The organism is Kitasatospora sp. HPM-01-4 (assembly GCF_051374625.1).
Classification (GTDB): domain Bacteria; phylum Actinomycetota; class Actinomycetes; order Streptomycetales; family Streptomycetaceae; genus Kitasatospora.
Window position 1 is genome coordinate 5,498,423 of sequence record NZ_JBPQGP010000005.1, and the last position, 14,868, is coordinate 5,513,290.

Annotated in this window: 12 protein-coding genes; 8 read left to right on the forward strand and 4 right to left on the reverse strand. The window is 71.5% G+C overall.

The window, feature by feature from the left end; translation table 11 throughout:
• Positions 1-340: 340 nt before the first annotated feature.
• Positions 341-1,996: a M4 family metallopeptidase gene (locus ACSMTC_RS23960; RefSeq protein WP_436561771.1), complete on the reverse strand. Its 1,656-nt coding sequence runs from the start codon at positions 1,994-1,996 to the stop codon at positions 341-343.
• A 411-nt stretch (positions 1,997-2,407) separates the two neighbouring features.
• Between ACSMTC_RS23960 and ACSMTC_RS23965 the strand changes: the two genes are divergently transcribed.
• The 3 genes from ACSMTC_RS23965 (at position 2,408) to ACSMTC_RS23975 (ending at position 5,346) form a co-directional block, all read left to right on the forward strand.
• Entirely contained in the window at positions 2,408-2,923 is a 516-nt protein-coding gene (locus ACSMTC_RS23965) for a MarR family winged helix-turn-helix transcriptional regulator (RefSeq protein ID WP_436561772.1), read from the forward strand.
• A gap of 234 nt (positions 2,924-3,157) precedes the next feature.
• Complete coding sequence (locus ACSMTC_RS23970; protein WP_436561773.1) at positions 3,158-3,490, forward strand: DUF3817 domain-containing protein; 333 nt, start codon at positions 3,158-3,160, stop codon at positions 3,488-3,490.
• A 170-nt stretch (positions 3,491-3,660) separates the two neighbouring features.
• Positions 3,661-5,346, forward strand: a complete 1,686-nt coding sequence (locus ACSMTC_RS23975; RefSeq protein WP_436561774.1) for a coenzyme B12-dependent isobutyryl-CoA mutase large subunit — start codon at positions 3,661-3,663, stop codon at positions 5,344-5,346.
• Positions 5,347-5,526: 180 nt separating this feature from the next.
• On the opposite strand, the gene ACSMTC_RS23980 is transcribed toward ACSMTC_RS23975, so the two are convergent.
• Both ACSMTC_RS23980 and ACSMTC_RS23985 read right to left on the reverse strand, forming a co-directional pair.
• Positions 5,527-6,852 (reverse strand): sensor histidine kinase, encoded by a 1,326-nt coding sequence (locus ACSMTC_RS23980; protein ID WP_436564794.1) that lies wholly within the window; start codon positions 6,850-6,852, stop codon positions 5,527-5,529.
• 122 nt (positions 6,853-6,974) lie between these two features.
• Positions 6,975-7,679, reverse strand: a complete 705-nt coding sequence (locus ACSMTC_RS23985; RefSeq protein ID WP_436561775.1) for a response regulator transcription factor — start codon at positions 7,677-7,679, stop codon at positions 6,975-6,977.
• 64 nt (positions 7,680-7,743) lie between these two features.
• On the opposite strand from ACSMTC_RS23985, the gene ACSMTC_RS23990 reads away from it, so the two are divergent.
• The 3 genes from ACSMTC_RS23990 to ACSMTC_RS24000 all read left to right on the forward strand — a co-directional run bounded on the left by ACSMTC_RS23990 (position 7,744) and on the right by ACSMTC_RS24000 (position 11,282).
• Entirely contained in the window at positions 7,744-8,904 is a 1,161-nt protein-coding gene (locus ACSMTC_RS23990) for a UDP-N-acetylglucosamine--N-acetylmuramyl-(pentapeptide) pyrophosphoryl-undecaprenol N-acetylglucosamine transferase (RefSeq protein WP_436561776.1), read from the forward strand.
• Positions 8,901-9,887: an SDR family NAD(P)-dependent oxidoreductase gene (locus ACSMTC_RS23995; protein WP_436561777.1), complete on the forward strand. Its 987-nt coding sequence runs from the start codon at positions 8,901-8,903 to the stop codon at positions 9,885-9,887. The genes ACSMTC_RS23990 and ACSMTC_RS23995 overlap by 4 nt, the downstream gene beginning before the upstream one ends.
• Before the next feature lie 138 nt (positions 9,888-10,025).
• Positions 10,026-11,282, forward strand: a complete 1,257-nt coding sequence (locus tag ACSMTC_RS24000) for a serine hydrolase domain-containing protein (RefSeq protein WP_436561778.1) — start codon at positions 10,026-10,028, stop codon at positions 11,280-11,282.
• A 198-nt stretch (positions 11,283-11,480) separates the two neighbouring features.
• Here the strand turns inward: ACSMTC_RS24000 and ACSMTC_RS24005 are convergent, their stop codons facing one another.
• Entirely contained in the window at positions 11,481-12,149 is a 669-nt protein-coding gene (locus tag ACSMTC_RS24005) for a TetR/AcrR family transcriptional regulator (RefSeq protein ID WP_436561779.1), read from the reverse strand.
• Between the two features lie 393 nt (positions 12,150-12,542).
• On the opposite strand from ACSMTC_RS24005, the gene trxA reads away from it, so the two are divergent.
• Together trxA and ACSMTC_RS24015 are read left to right on the forward strand one after the other, a co-directional pair.
• Positions 12,543-13,535 (forward strand): thioredoxin, encoded by a 993-nt coding sequence (trxA, locus tag ACSMTC_RS24010; protein WP_436561780.1) that lies wholly within the window; start codon positions 12,543-12,545, stop codon positions 13,533-13,535.
• Positions 13,536-14,208: 673 nt separating this feature from the next.
• The gene (locus ACSMTC_RS24015; RefSeq protein WP_436561781.1) at positions 14,209-14,838 is read left to right on the forward strand and encodes a DUF6230 family protein; all 630 of its coding nucleotides are present in this window, start codon (positions 14,209-14,211) and stop codon (positions 14,836-14,838) included.
• Positions 14,839-14,868: the final 30 nt, after the last annotated feature.

Below are 14,868 nucleotides of genomic sequence, written 5' to 3' on the forward strand. Positions count from 1 at the left end.
CCCATGTCCGTGTGTTGGTGATGTGTCGGGCGGATGTCCGGGGCCGACGCGCGGCGGGTCCGAAGCAGGGGTTCCGGTTCGAACCGAGCCGGAGAACTGGTCGAATTCGGCCAACACCCGCCCGTGGAGCGTTCATTGCCGCAACATTGTGAATGTTTGATGTTTCGATGGGATCGGATGGACCGGATGGCGGGACTCCGCCATCGCACCCTCTTGCCCGGCTCGGCCGGCGGCTGCTAGCGCCGCCCCGGCACGCGGCACCGGCGGTGGCACGACGCACCGCAGCCGGGCCCCTGTCGGACAGGAGACCCGGCTGCGGTGGTCGGGACGAGCGGTGGTGTTACTTGACGTTGACGGCGTCCCAGCACGCCGCGACCCGCTTGTACTCGGTGGAGCCGGTGCCGCCGTACAGGTCGGCCGCCGCCTTCAGGGTCGCGGCACGCGCGCCGTGGTAGTCGGTGGTCGAGGTCATGTAGACGGTCAGCGCGCGGTACCAGACCTGGAGGGCCTTGTTGCGGCCGATGCCGGCCACCGGCTTGCCGTCGAAGGTCGGCGAGTCGTAGCTGTAGCCGTTGATGGTCTTCTTCCCGCTGCCCTGGGCCAGCAGGAAGAAGAAGTGGTTGGCGACGCCGGACGAGTAGTGCACGTCCAGCCGGCCGAGCGAGGGGGACCAGTAGTCGGCGGAACGGCCGTCCTTGGAGGGCTGGTCCATGTAGCGCAGCGGCTTGCCGTTGCCGAAGTAGTCGATGCTCTCGCCGATCAGGTAGTTCGGCGGGTTGGCGGGCAGGTTCTCGAAGAACTCGACGCCGGTGCCGAGGATGTCCGAGGTGGCCTCGTTCAGACCGCCGGACTCACCGAAGTAGTTGAGCTTCGCGGTGGCCGCGGTGACGCCGTGGCTCATCTCGTGGCCGGCCACGTCGAGCGAGGTCAGCGGGTGGGTGTTGCCCGCACCGTCGCCGTAGGTCATGCAGAAGCAGCTGTCGTCCCAGAACGCGTTCATGTAGTTCTGGCCGAAGTGGACCCGGCTGTAGGCGCCGACCCCGTCGTTGCGGATGCCGTTGCGGCCGAAGGTCTTCTTGTAGAAGTCCCAGGTGGCGGCCGCGCCGAACTGGGCGTCCACGGCGGCGGACTGGCCGTTGGAGACCTGGCCGCTGCCCCAGCGGTCGGTGAAGCTTATGTAGAGCGTGCCCTTGCCGGAGGTGCCGCCCTTGAGCGTGGTGGTGTACTGGTTGCCGCGGGTCGGGTCCTTCAGCTGGAACCAGGTCTTGTACGGCGTGGTGGTCAGCCGCACCGAGCCGTCGTGCACGCCCCGGCCGGTGCCGGCCGCGGTCGCGGTCTGGATCTCCTCGTGGGTGGAGAGCACCTCGCCGCTGGCGGCGTCGGTGACCAGCCGCTGGCGGCTCGGGGTGCCGTCGGCGCGCAGGCCCTCGACCACCGTCTCGTAGGCCAGGCGCGGGGTGCCGGTGGCGGCCCAGACGACCAGCTTGGCCTGGCCGGCGCTGCTGACCTGCTTGAGTGCGGCGGTGTCCTCGTCCGCCGCGATGCCCACGGTCGACTTCACCGCACCGGCCGCCTTGTCCGCGGCCTTGTCGGCGGAGAGCTTCGGGGTGAGGCTCGGCAGGGTGAGCTTGCCGCCGAGCGCGCGGTCCACGGAGGTGATGGCGCCCTTGGCGTCCTGGTGCACCACCACGTCGCCGCCGAGCACCGGCAGCCCGCCGAAGGTCCGCTCGTAGCGCAGGTGCTTGGTGCCGTCGGCGTCCACCACGGCGTCCTTGGCGACCAGCTTCTCCTGACCGCCCAGGCCCAGTGCCTTGGCGGCGGCCGGGATCCGGGAGTCGGCGAGGGCGATCAGCTCGGACTCCGCGGGCTGCGGAGCGGCCGCGGCCACCGTGTCGTCATCGGTGGAGGACAGCGCCTGCGCCGTCCCCGAGCTGACCTGGATCGCGGCGGCGAGAACCACCGAGGCGGAGAGAACAGCGCTGAGCTTGCGCTTCAACTGTGGATTCCTTCCATGGCAACCGCCTGCCAGCGGTCGGGTCGCGTTCCGGGGCGACAGGAATTGGTGCCGACCAGGGCGGAACGGGGCAGAGGGCATGACCGAGCATGCTGATGGAGTGACAGATGTTTAGCAGTGCTTGCCAGAACAGTGCCATGGGATTACGACAGGAAAACTGCTAATAGAGCGTCAGAATGACGGAGAAAACGGGCAAATCATCGATCCGTGTCGGCGCTATTTGAACAAACCGAGACCTTGCGGCAGGTGAGCCGGGGCAAATGGAATCACCGGTACCGGAATGCCCGGACTCCATGTCCCGGCCCCCGGCGGCGACCGGTCGGCCGGTCGGGCGGCCGTCCAGCATTGTGGACACCCGGGGTCTTTGTTCCGGCCCGCCGGTACGGTGGGGAGGTGGCCAAGCCCCTAGCTCTCGATTTCGACCCGATCGCCCGCGCCGACGAACTCTGGACCAGGCGCTGGGGAGGCGTCCCCGCGATGGCGGCGATCACCTCGGTGATGCGCGCGCACCAGATCCTGCTCTCCCGGGTGGACTCGGTGGTCAGACCGTTCGGCCTGACCTTCGCCCGGTACGAGGCACTGGTGCTGCTCACCTTCAGTCGGACCGGGGAGCTCTCCCTCTCCAAGATCGGTGAGCGGCTGATGGTCCACCCGACCAGCGTGACCAACACCATCGTCCGGCTGGAGGGCGCCGGCCTGGTCTCCCGCCGCCCCAACCCGCTCGACGGCCGGGGTGTGCTCGCCGCCATCACGGAGCGCGGCCGGGCCGTGGTCGAGGAGGCCACCCGGGCGCTGATGGCGATGGACTTCGGTCTTGAGGGCTACGACGAGGAGCAGTGCGAGCAGGTGTTCCAGCTGCTCAGGCCGCTGCGGGTGGCGGCGGGCGACTTCACTCCGCCGGTCGGGTAGGGGTGCGGCAAATGCACGCGAAGGCTGCCCGGCGATAGGGAGCGTGGGTGAAGAAGGGGGTCCCCCCGGCCGAAGGCTGGGGGAGGGTCGAGAGCCGAGTCTGGGCGTGCATCGTGAGGAGAGCGCAGCGGCGCTGCGCGCGACGAGGGATGTGCGTTCAGGCGAGAGCTATCGGCACGTGACGCCGCGGGCCCTGTCGCCGGGCAGCCTGGGCGGGCGGTTACCCTCGATGGCATGAAGCAGAGCGTGCTGACCCGTTACCGGACGATGGCCTACGTCACGGGCGTCCTCCTGATCCTGCTGACCCTGGGCGTGATCGCCAAGTACGTGCTCGGTATCTCGGGTGCGGCCGGCTTCACCACCGCCGCCGGTATCGCGCACGGCTGGCTGTTCGTCGTCTACCTGGTGTTCGCCTTCGACCTGGGCACCAAGGCGAAGTGGCCGGTCGGCAAGCTGGCCTGGGTCCTGCTGGCCGGCACGATCCCGACCGCGGTCTTCTTCGTCGAGCGCAGGATCGTCCGCGAGGTGGCGCCGCTGGTCGCCGCCCCGGAGCCGGTCGGCGTCTGACCGTACCGCCGAAGGGCGCCCTCACCCCGCCGGGGGAGGGCGCCCTTTCGTGTTCCCGGCCGGGGTGGGCCATCGACAGATACTAGGACGTCCGAGTAAATTAGTAGGACGTCCTAGTAGCTGTGCCGTCCCCCAGCGGTGGCGGCCGTACGGAGTGGAGCTCGGAGTCGATGGACGCCGACGAGATCGAGGCCGGTCGCCAGCGCTGGCAGCAGCGGTATGACAGGGCGCGCAAGCGCGACGCGGACTTCACCACGCTGAGCGGCGACGAGGTCGAGCCGGTCTACGGCCCGCCCGCGGGGCAGCCGTACGAGGGCTTCGAGCGGATCGGCTGGCCCGGGGAGTACCCCTTCACCCGCGGCCTGCACCCGACCGGCTACCGGGGCCGGACCTGGACCATAAGGCAGTTCGCCGGGTTCGGTAACGCCCAGCAGACCAACGAGCGCTACCGGATGATCCTGGAGGCCGGCGGCGGCGGTCTCTCGGTCGCCTTCGACATGCCGACCCTGATGGGGTACGACTCCGACGACTCCAAGTCGCTCGGCGAGGTCGGCCACTGCGGTGTCGCCATCGACTCCGCCGCCGACATGGACGTGCTCTTCGACGGCATCCCGCTCGGCGAGGTCACCACCTCGATGACGATCAGCGGCCCGGCCGTCCCGATCTTCTGCATGTACCTGGTCGCCGCCGAGCGCCAGGGTGTCGACCTCGGGGTGCTCAACGGCACACTGCAGACCGACATCTTCAAGGAGTACATCGCGCAGAAGGAGTGGCTCTTCGCGCCCGAGCCGCACCTGCGCCTGATCGGCGACCTCATGGCGTACTGCGCCGCCAACATCCCCGCCTACAAGCCGCTCTCGGTCTCCGGCTACCACATCCGCGAGGCCGGGGCGACCGCCGCCCAGGAGCTCGCGTACACGCTGGCCGACGGTTTCGCCTACGTCGAGCTCGGGCTGTCGCGCGGCCTGGACGTGGACGTCTTCGCACCCGGGCTGTCCTTCTTCTTCGACGCCCACCTGGACTTCTTCGAGGAGATCGCCAAGTTCCGCGCCGCCCGCCGGATCTGGGCCCGCTGGATGCGCGACCGCTTCGGCGCCAAGACCGACAAGGCCCAGTGGCTGCGCTTCCACACCCAGACCGCAGGGGTCTCGCTCACCGCCCAGCAGCCGTACAACAACGTGGTGCGCACCGCCGTCGAGGCGCTCTCGGCGGTGCTCGGCGGCACCAACTCGCTGCACACCAACGCGCTGGACGAGACCCTGGCACTGCCGTCGGAGCAGGCGGCGGAGATCGCGCTGCGCACCCAGCAGGTGCTGATGGAGGAGACCGGGGTCGCCAACGTGGCCGACCCGCTGGGCGGTTCCTGGTACGTCGAGGCGCTCACCGACCGGATCGAGGCCCAGGCCGAGGCGATCTTCCAGCGCATCCTGGACAAGGCGGTGGCCGACCACCCGATCGGCCCGATGACCTCCGGCATCCTGCGCGGTATCGAGGAGGGCTGGTTCACCGGCGAGATCGCCGAGGCCGCCTTCCAGTACCAGCAGGCCCTGGAGAAGGACGAGAAGCGCGTGGTCGGCGTCAACTGCCACCCGCGCAGCGTCACCCCCGAGCTGGAGATCCTCCGGGTCAGCCACGAGGTCGAGCGCGAGCAGGTCCGCCTCCTCGGGGAGCGGAAGGCCGCCCGCGACGAGGCCGCCGTCCGGGCCGGGCTCGACGCCATGCTCGCCGCCGCCCGCTCGGGCGAGAACATGATCCCGCCGATGCTCACCGCGATCCGCGCGGAGGCCACGCTCGGGGAGATCTGCAACACCCTCCGCGCCGAGTGGGGCATCTACCGGGAGGCCGCGGCCTTCTGATCCGCTCCCCGTCGCCTTGGATCCCGTCCTCCACCGGAGGGCGGGATCCTGGCGATCCCTTCACCGTGACGAAGCTCTCTGCTGATCCGACGCGAATTGTCGGACACGCCCAGCGCACGGGAGACCCGGGGGGTGGCCCGGCCGCGAGCCCCTCGGGGTGTTGCCCGGGCGCAGGCTCCCTCAGAAGGCGAGGCGGAAGAGCGCACCGCCGCCCGGGGCCGCCTCGGCGGTGAGTTCGGCACGGTGGGCGCGGGCGATCTGGCGGGCCATGGCGAGGCCGAGGCCGGAGCCGGGGAGGGCGCGGGCGGCGGAGGCCCGGTAGAAGCGGTCGAAGACGTAGGGGAGGTCCTCCGGTGCGATGCCGGGGCCGTGGTCGCGGACCGTCAGCAGCCGGTCGGTGAGCGTCACCTCCACCGGTCCGCCCGGCGGGCTGAACTTGGCGGCGTTGTCCAGCAGATTGCCCACCAGCCGTACCAGCCGCGCGGGTACCCCGGGCAGTGTCGGGTCCCCCTGCGGCACGTACGCGAAGGCGACCGCGGGCCAGTGGTCCCGGGCGGTCTCGACGCAGTGCGCCACCAGCGGCTCCAGCCGGACCAGTTCGACCAGGGCCTGCGGCTCCTCGTCCCTGGCGAGTTCGATCAGGTCGTTCACCAGGCCGGTCACCTCGCGCAGCTGCCGCTGCAGCCCGGCCGTCGCCCGCTGCCGCTGCTCGGGCGTCAACCGCTCGGTCCGGGCGAGCAGTTCGGCGTTGGTGCGCAGCGCGGTGAGCGGGGTGCGCAGCTCGTGCGAGGCGTCCGCGACCAGCCGCCGCTGGGCGGTCACCGACTGCTCCAGCTCGCCCAGCATCGCGTTGAACGCCCCCGCCAGCCGGGTCACCTCGTCCGCGTCGGCGGGGGCGCCCTCGGGCAGGTCGATCCGCACGGTCGCGTCCCGGGTCGCCGCGATCCGCTCGGCGGTGGCGGTCAGCCGGGCGACCGGCGCCAGGCCGGTGCGGGCGACCGTGTAGCCGAGGACCCCGGCGAGCAGTACGCCGGCCCCGGCGACCGCGGCCATCAGTTCCCCGGCCTGCCGCACTCCCTGCTGGACGGCGTCGGAGCGCAGCGCGACCTGTACCGCCTGCCCGGTCCCGGAGCCGAACCAGGTGGTGAGCATCCGTGCCGGGTGTCCGCTCACCGTGACGTCGCTGAAGTAGCCGCGGTGCTCTCCGGCCGCGACCGCCCGGGTCGCGGGGGTGACCGGGAGCAGATAGCGCTCGGCGGGGTCCTTGGCCGGGTCGGCCGGCACGATCTGGGTGCAGGCGGGCGCGGCCAGGTAGCCGCACTCGGCGTAGAGCAGCTGCGGACCCTGACCCCGGTTCTGCTGCTGCACCAGGGTGGCGTGCTGGGTCAGCTGCAGGTCGAGCTGGTGCACCAACTCGTAGCGCATGATGGTGAATCCGGCCGCGCAGACCCCGAGGGTGACCAGCGCGACCGCCGTGGAGGTGGCGACCGCCAGCCGGGTGCGCAGCGGTCTGCGGCGGCGCCAGCGGGCGTGCCGGGAGTGCTCCCGTCCGCCGTCGCCGGGATGCCCGGCCCCGTCGGGGTGTCCCGCACTGTCGGAGTGCCCCGTGCCGTCGGCGCGTCCCGCCCTCACGGCGCCTCCAGCCGGTAGCCGATGCCGTGCACGGTGTGCACCAGCCGGGGCTCGCCGGCCGCCTCCAGCTTGCGGCGCAGGTAACCGATGTACACCGCGAGGGAGTTGGAGTCCGGACCGAAGTCCGCGCCCCAGACCCGCTCCATGATCAGCTCACGTGGCAGCACCTGCCCGGGGTTCTGCAGCAGCACTTCCAGGAGGGCGAACTCGGTTCGGGAGAACTCCAGCGCGCGGCCCGCCCGGTGGCCGGTCCGGCTGACCGGGTCGACCGTGAGATCGCCCAGCACATAGCCGTGGTCGGGTACGGCGGGTGCGGCCCGGCGCAGCAGGGCGCGCAGCCGGGCGGTCAGCTCGTCCAGCGCGAAGGGCTTCACCAGGTAGTCGTCGGCGCCCGCGTCCAGACCGTCCACCCGGTCGCTGACCGAGTCCCGGGCGGTGAGCACCAGGATCGGGGTGCGGTCGCCGAGCGCCCGCAGCCGGCGGCAGACCGCCAGGCCGTCGAGTACCGGCATCATCAGGTCCAGCACCAGCGCGTCCGGCTGCCAGGCGGCCACCTCGCTCAGTGCGGCCAGTCCGTCGCCCACGCCCCGGACCTCGTATCCCGCGACCGCGAGGCCGTCCTCGACGGCGGCCCGCACCTCGGGGTCGTCGTCCACCACCAGGACCTTGGGCGTCCTACTGCTCTCCGGCACACTGCTCATGGGGATAAGCCTCTCAAAACCGGCTATTAGAACTCTCTTAGGCCCGGTCGCGACCGTCGAGGCCATGCGGACATCACACTTGTCGGTGGTCATCGGCGCCGGGGGCACCGGCGGCCACATCTACCCCGGACTCGCCCTCGCCGAGGCGTTGCGCAGGGCCGACCCGGCGGCCGAGATCTCCTTCGTCGGGACCGAGCGGGGCCTGGAGACCCGGCTGATCCCGGAGGCCGGCTACCGGCTGCACACCGTGGACATGATCCCGTTCGACGCCTCGCTCGGCCTCAAGCGCTATCTGCTGCCGGCCGCCCTGCTGAAGTCCGGCGCCCGGTGCCGGGAGATCCTGCGGGAGCAGGGCGCGCAGATCGCGGTCGGGATGGGCGGCTACCCGAGCGCGCCGGTCATCGTCGGCGCCCGGATGGCCGGCCTGCCCAGTGTGGTGCACGAGTCCAACGCCGTGCCCGGCCGGGCCAACCGCTTCGCCGCCAGGCTCACCCCGCACCTCGCGCTGGCCTTCGACCGGACCAGGGAGCACCTGCCGTCCGGCGTCGAGGCCGAGACGGTCGGGATGCCGCTGGTGGGCGCGGTCGCCGGTCTCGACCGGGCGGCGCTGCGGGCCGAGGCCCGGGCCCGGCTCGGGGTGCCGCCGGGGGTGCGGCTGGTGCTGTTCAACGGCGGCAGCCTGGGCGCGGCCCGGCTCACCGAGGCCGCGCTGGGCCTGGCGGCCGGCTGGCGCGGGCGCCCGGACGTCCGGCTGCTGATCAAGACCGGGCCCGCCGCGCTGGAGGAGGTCCGGGCCAGGCTGGGCGGCTCCTCCATCGCCAGGGCCGTGCCCTACCTGGACCGGATGGACCTCGCCTACGCCGCCGCCGACCTGGTGGTCTGCCGGGCGGGCTCGGCGACCGTCGCGGAACTGGCCAGCATCGGCCTGCCCGCCGTCCTGGTCCCGTACCCGCACGCGCCGCACGACCACCAGACCCACAACGCCCGGGTGCTCTCCGACGCGGGCGCGGGTGTGCTGCTGCCCGACGGCGAGTGCACCGCCGAGCGGCTCGCCGCGATCGTCGAACCGCTGCTGGCCGACCCGGCACGGCTGGCCGCCATGGGCCGCGCCGCCGACCCGGGCACCCACGCCCGGGCGGCCGACCTGCTCGCCGCCAAGGTGCTCCGCACCATCGGGCGGACCTCTCCCGTCATCACCCCTCTCACCTCAAGGACTTACGTATGAACGACTGGAACGGCAAGCGCGTACTCGTCACCGGCGCCGAGGGCTTCATCGGCAGCACCCTGGTCGACCTGCTGGTCGAGCGCGGCGCCCGGGTACGGGCCCTGGTGCACTACAAGCCGTACGCCGAGCGCGGCCACCTCGCCCCGTACCTGGCGAGCGGAGAGGTGGAGATGCTGGCCGGGGACGTCCGGGACGCAGGCCGGGTACTGGACGCGGTGGACGGCTGCGACACGGTCTTCCACCTGGCCGCGCTGATCGGCATCCCGTACAGCTACCAGTCGCCCGAGGCGTATGTGCAGACCAACGTGGTCGGCACCCAGAACGTCGCCGCCGCCTGTCTGCGGCACGGCGCCCGGCTGGTGCACACCTCCACCAGCGAGGTGTACGGCACCGCGATCACCGCGCCGATCAGCGAGCGGCACCCGCTGCAGCCGCAGTCGCCGTACTCCGCCTCCAAGATCGGCGCCGACATGGCGGCGCTCTCCTACTGGCACTCCTTCGAGCTGCCGGTCACCGTGGTCCGGCCGTTCAACACCTACGGGCCCCGGCAGTCCGCGCGGGCCGTCATCCCGACCATCCTGTCCCAACTCCACTCCGGGGCACGGGAGATCAGGCTCGGCTCGCTGACTCCGACCCGCGACTTCACCTACGCCACCGACACCGCCGAGGGCTTCCTGGCCGCCGCCGTCGCGGACCGCGCGCTCGGTGAGGTGCTCAACCTCGGTACGGGAACCGAGATCTCCATCGGCGACCTGGCCCGCTCGCTGATCGCCGCCTCCGGCAAGGACGCCGAGGTCGTGGTCGACCCGGGCCGGCTGCGGCCCAGCGGCAGCGAGGTCGAGCGGCTGCTCTCCGACAACACCAAGGCCCGCACCCTCACCGGCTGGGCCCCCAGGGTCTCCTTGGACGAGGGCCTGGCCGCCACCTCCCGCTGGGTCGCCGACAACCTCGCGGCCTTCGCCCCCGGCCGCTACCAGGTGTGACCCCCGGTCAGCTGTCGGGGTGGGCTCAGGGGTTGATCAGGGACGTTCCCTGATGGGCGGCCCTGCCTCCGGGAGACAGACTCGTGGCCGGGCCGGTCGATCTCCGGCCCGACCACGACCACCTCGGAGAGTCTTACCGTGAACTCCTCTGCCCGCCGCACCCGTTGGTCCACCGTGGCTGCCTCGGGCGCCCTGCTGGTCGCCCTGGCCGCCGGCCTGGCCGCTCCCGCCTCCGCCGCCACCCCGGCGCCGGCGCACGCCACGGCCGCCACGGCCGCCGCGCCGCTGCCGGGGCTCGACCCGGCCCAGCTCAGGGCGGCCATCGCCGGCCTGCCGAACGCGGACGTCACCGGTGCGCTGGTACGGATCACCGGCAGCGCGGGCCACTGGTCGGGCACCTCGGGCGTGGGTGACCTGGAGACCGGTCAGGGCGTGCCGCAGAACGCGCACATCCGGATCGGCAGCATCTCCAAGGTCTTCACCGCCACCATCGTCCTCCAGCTCGCCGCCGAGCACCGGATCGACCTGGACAAGCCCGTCCAGCAGTACCTTCCGGGCGTGCTGCCCGCGAACATCCCGCCGGTCAGGGTCGGTCAGCTGCTCGACCACACCAGCGGTCTGCCGCGCGGCGCCGCCACCCCGGACTTCGGCGACGGCAGCGCCGAGTGGTTCGCCGCCAACCGCTTCAAGAGCTTCACCCCGCAGCAGGTGGTCGACCTGACGGCCGGCCAGCCGATGGAGTTCGCGCCGGGCACCGCGCAGCAGTACAACGGGATGAACTACTACGTCGCCGGGATGCTGGTCGAGAAGATCACCGGGCACAGCTTCGCCCATGAGGTCCAGTCGCGGATCACCCGTCCGCTCGGCCTGCACGACACCTACGTCCCGGACGCCGACGACCCGCGCCTGCCCGGCCCGCACTCCCACGGCTACCTGACCGTCAAGTCGCCGGACGGCACCACCCACCCGGTCGACGTCTCCGAGCAGAGCCCCTGGCCCTGGGCCGAGGGCGGCATGATCTCCACCCCCGCCGACCTCGACCGCTTCATCACCGAGCTCTTCCGCGGCCGCTTCCTCCCGCCCGCCCAGCAGGCCGAGCTCTTCACCGTCCCCGACGTCCCCAGCCACAACAGCAGCCAGTGCCGTACCGAGGCGGACGCCGGACGGGCCTGCATGAGCATGGGCCTGATGCGGGTCAAGTCCGCCAAAGGCGTCGTGGTCTGGGGCAAGACCGGCTCCCGCCCCGGCTACACCAGCGGCGTCTTCGCCACCCGCGACCTCTCCCGCAAGATCGTCTACTCGGTCAACCCCACCAACCTCAACGGGACCGAACTCCGCTACGCCCTGCAGATCGCCGGCGCCGCCTTCGGGCCGGTGGTCCCGGCGAAGAACTGACCGTCGGCCGGCTGGCCGGGCCGGGTTCCGCGATCTCGCGGGCCCGGCCCGCGCGCTTGCCACCGCCGGCCGTTCGCGGCGCGCCGGGAGCACGGCCCACGTGGCGCACGGCCCACGTGGCGCACGGCGAACGTGGCGCACGGCCCACGTGGCGCACGGCGCACCGGGAGCACGGTGCGCGTCGGCCGGGTGGTGCCCTCAGTCCGTCTCCCAGGGCTGCCCGAACGGGCAGAGCAGCAGGGCGGTGAAGCGGTGGATCCAGGCGGGGGTGACGGGGTGGCCGCTCACCAGGAGGCGGTGCTCGACGGCGCCCGCGATGGTGTCGAAGATGATGTCGACCTCCTCGGCGGTGGTGGCCTCGTCGAGGTCGGCGCCGAGTTCGCCGCGCGCCTGGGCCTGCGCACGGCCCTGCTGGACCAGGTACTTCTGCGGCTCGACGATGCGTTCGCGGATGCGGTGGCGCAGCTGGGCGTCGCGGGAGCCCTCGGCGAACAGGGCGAGCAGGGCGGCCTGGGTCTCCGGGCGGGCCAGCAGGGTGGCGAACTGGGCGACCACGGCCTCGATGTCGGCGCGCAGGCTGCCGAGGTCGACCATCTCCAGTTCGTCGAAGAGGCTGGCGACCGCGTCGACCACGAGTTCGTTCTTGGACGGCCAGCGTCGGTAAAGGGTTGTCTTGGCGACGCCGGCCCGGGTGGCGACGTCACCCATGGTCAGTCCGCCCCAGCCGAGTTCGGCGAGGGCGGCCCTGGTGGCGTCGAGGATCGCCAGGTCGGCGGCCGCGCTGCGCGGGCGTCCCTTGCCTCGAGGGGGCGTGGCCGAGGGAGTGGCCTGGTCCGGTGCGGCGGGCTGCTGGGTGGTGGGGGCCACCGAGCCTCCTTGCTAGGGCCGGTGCGATCCGCGTCCATGCGATCTACCGGTGAGTAACGTGAGTGGGTCTGGTAACCGTAGCGATTTGTCCATCCCCTGGCAGCGGCGCGTGCGGGAAAGTGGGACAGCTCACGCCCCGAGTTCCCGAGAGGGTCTTGCGGCACCGGGCCGGGGTGCAGATACGCTACGACTCGTAGCGAAAGAGCGGCAACCACACGCCATGACCCAGGGATCGGGCGGGCGTGCGGCGCGGGTGGGGATCCGCGCCGGCTCCGCGCGCTGAGGCTGCGGTACGGGGGTGGGGAGCTCCCGAGGGGCGGGAATGACGGTCCGGTGCGACCCACTTCCGCCGGTTGGTGCACGTCACTGGTGCGGACGGGGGAGGATAGAGCCATGCAGCCACGGAATTCGCGTCTCAACAGCTCCGCCCTGCGTGGTGCGGTCGACCTCGCCGCAGTGAAGGCGGCCGGTGAGGCCGCACAGAAGGCCGAGCAGGCCAGGGCTGAGCGTGCCCGCCAGAACGCCGCCGCCGAGGCGGCCGGGGTCGACCCGCAGGGTGCGGCGTACCAGCTCGTCATCGATGTCACCGAGGAGACCTTCGAGACCGAGGTCGTGCAGCGCTCGACCGAGGTGCCGGTGGTCGTCGACTTCTGGGCCGAGTGGTGCGGCCCGTGCAAGCAGCTCAGCCCGATCCTGGAGCGCCTCGCCGAGGAGTACGCCGGCCGGATCGTGCTCGCCAAGATCGACGTGGACGCCAACCAGCTGATCGCCCAGCAGTTCGGCATCCAGGGCATCCCGGCCGTGATGGCCGTGGTGGCCGGCCAGCTCGTCCCGCTCTTCCAGGGCGCCGAGAACGAGGCCAACGTCCGCAAGATCCTGGACCAGCTGATCGCCGTCGCCGAGCAGCGCTTCGGCATCGTCGGTGGCGCCGTCGCCCCCGCCGGCGAGGCCCCCGCGGCCCCCCGCAGGCCGGAGGACCCGGCGCTGACCGCCGCGCACGAGGCGCTGGACAGCGGTGACCTGGGCGGCGCCGTCCAGGCGTACCAGAACGTGCTCTCCGAGCAGCCCGGCAACACCGAGGCGCAGCTGGGCCTGGCCCAGGCGCAGTTGCTGCAGCGGGTCGAGTCGCTGGACGCGCAGCAGGTCCGCGCGGCCGCGGCCGCCGACCCGAAGAACGTCGCCGCCCAGCTGGAGGCGGCCGACCTGGATCTGGTCGGCGGGCACGTCGAGGACGCCTTCGGCCGCCTGGTCGACACCGTCGGCAGGACTTTCGGTGAGGACCGGGACACCGCCAGGCTCCGGCTGCTGGAGCTGTTCGAGGTGATCGGCGCGGACGACCCGCGGGTGACGAAGGCGCGCGGCGCCCTTGCCCGGGTGCTGTTCTGACGCCAGATCAGCAGGCGGGTCGTGGTGGCCCGGTGGCACAGCGGGTGACCTGCGGTGCCGTCGGGGATTTGACGACAAAGCCGATGGAAATTCCGAGCTTTATCAAATCTTGACAATACCCCCTGGCGATCACCTCAGGTGATCGCCAGGGGTGTTTCGTCCGTATTTCCGGTGAATTCTACTGACGTAAACATGATCGATTGTCACCCAGGGTGACATCTTTCTCGATCGCATGATCGACGTCGAGCGTTGTTGGATTACCCGTCAGTAATGAACCCCTTGTGCTTCGCCCGGGATTCAAGCACGATCAGCCACGCCCGGTCCCCTACGAGGGGATCCCCACCGGGCAGCCGAAGGCCCGGTCCGGAGGCTTGAGGACAGGGGGGTGTCCGCGGATCCCACGCGCGGTTCCTGTCCTCCTCGCGGTCGCGCATCCCCGCGCGGTCGCTGGTTGTCGCTCGGGGGTGATCGCCGGTGTCGTCGGTCGTACCCGCTGTCGTGAAGACAGCCGGTGCCAGGAACGGGTGTGCCGTACGTGCGGCCGGACCCGGGTCCGCCGATGCCCACGGCCTTCTCCGCTACCGAGGACGTAGCTCTCTCCCATCCCAGGCCCTGCTCGGCGCGGGAAGCGCCGGACGAGGTCGGAGATGTACGTCCTAGAAGGAGGACACGCATGTCCCAGACTTACGGCAAGACCCGCTGGAAGCGCTTCGCACTGGTGATGGTCCCGGGCGTGGCGGCCACCGCCGCGATCGGCGTCGGCCTGGCCAACAACGCGCTCGCGGCGTCGTTCAGCATCTCCGGCCAGAAGTTCAAGGTGGCGGCCGACTACCTGGACGGCACGGACTTCGCCCAGTACGGCGACGTCCTCCACCACACCAACGACAAGGACCCGAACCCGGCGGCCCACGAGGCGGTCGCGGTATCGACCTTCAGGCACGCGACCATCCACAACCTGTGCCAGACGGTCACCACCGACATCCCCCTCCTCGGCACCTGGACCGTCCAGTTGAAGGCGGGCGGGCCCAAGGAGGAGGACTACGTCCAGGCCGACAATCTGGTGATCGGCCTCAACAGCCTTGAGGCGAACGCCACGTTCGACAACATCAACATCGGCCAGGACGCCTCGACCCTGCCGAGCCCCGCCAAGGGAGCGCCCGGGGCGTTCGGTCAGACCGCGCCGCACGCCGTGCTGACGGATGTGAAGCAGAAGGCCTGGTCGACCTCGGCCAGCAGCTTCACGCTCAACAACCTGAAGCTGGGCCTGGCCAAGGGCAGCGGCCCGGGCGTCGAGTGCTTCTAGCCCGTTGACGGCCGCCGGTGCTCTGCCGTC

What these genes read in the sequence shown, in the direction of transcription:
- ACSMTC_RS23995 (WP_436561777.1), top strand. Translation starts at nt 8,901, where the DNA reads ATGAACGACTGGAACGGCAAGCGCGTACTCGTCACCGGCGCCGAGGGC.
- ACSMTC_RS24015 (WP_436561781.1), top strand. Translation starts at nt 14,209, where the DNA reads ATGTCCCAGACTTACGGCAAGACCCGCTGGAAGCGCTTCGCACTGGTG.
- ACSMTC_RS23985 (WP_436561775.1), bottom strand. Translation starts at nt 7,679, where the DNA reads ATGAGCAGTGTGCCGGAGAGCAGTAGGACGCCCAAGGTCCTGGTGGTG.
- ACSMTC_RS23990 (WP_436561776.1), top strand. Translation starts at nt 7,744, where the DNA reads ATGCGGACATCACACTTGTCGGTGGTCATCGGCGCCGGGGGCACCGGC.
- ACSMTC_RS23975 (WP_436561774.1), top strand. Translation starts at nt 3,661, where the DNA reads ATGGACGCCGACGAGATCGAGGCCGGTCGCCAGCGCTGGCAGCAGCGG.
- trxA (WP_436561780.1), top strand. Translation starts at nt 12,543, where the DNA reads ATGCAGCCACGGAATTCGCGTCTCAACAGCTCCGCCCTGCGTGGTGCG.
- ACSMTC_RS23970 (WP_436561773.1), top strand. Translation starts at nt 3,158, where the DNA reads ATGAAGCAGAGCGTGCTGACCCGTTACCGGACGATGGCCTACGTCACG.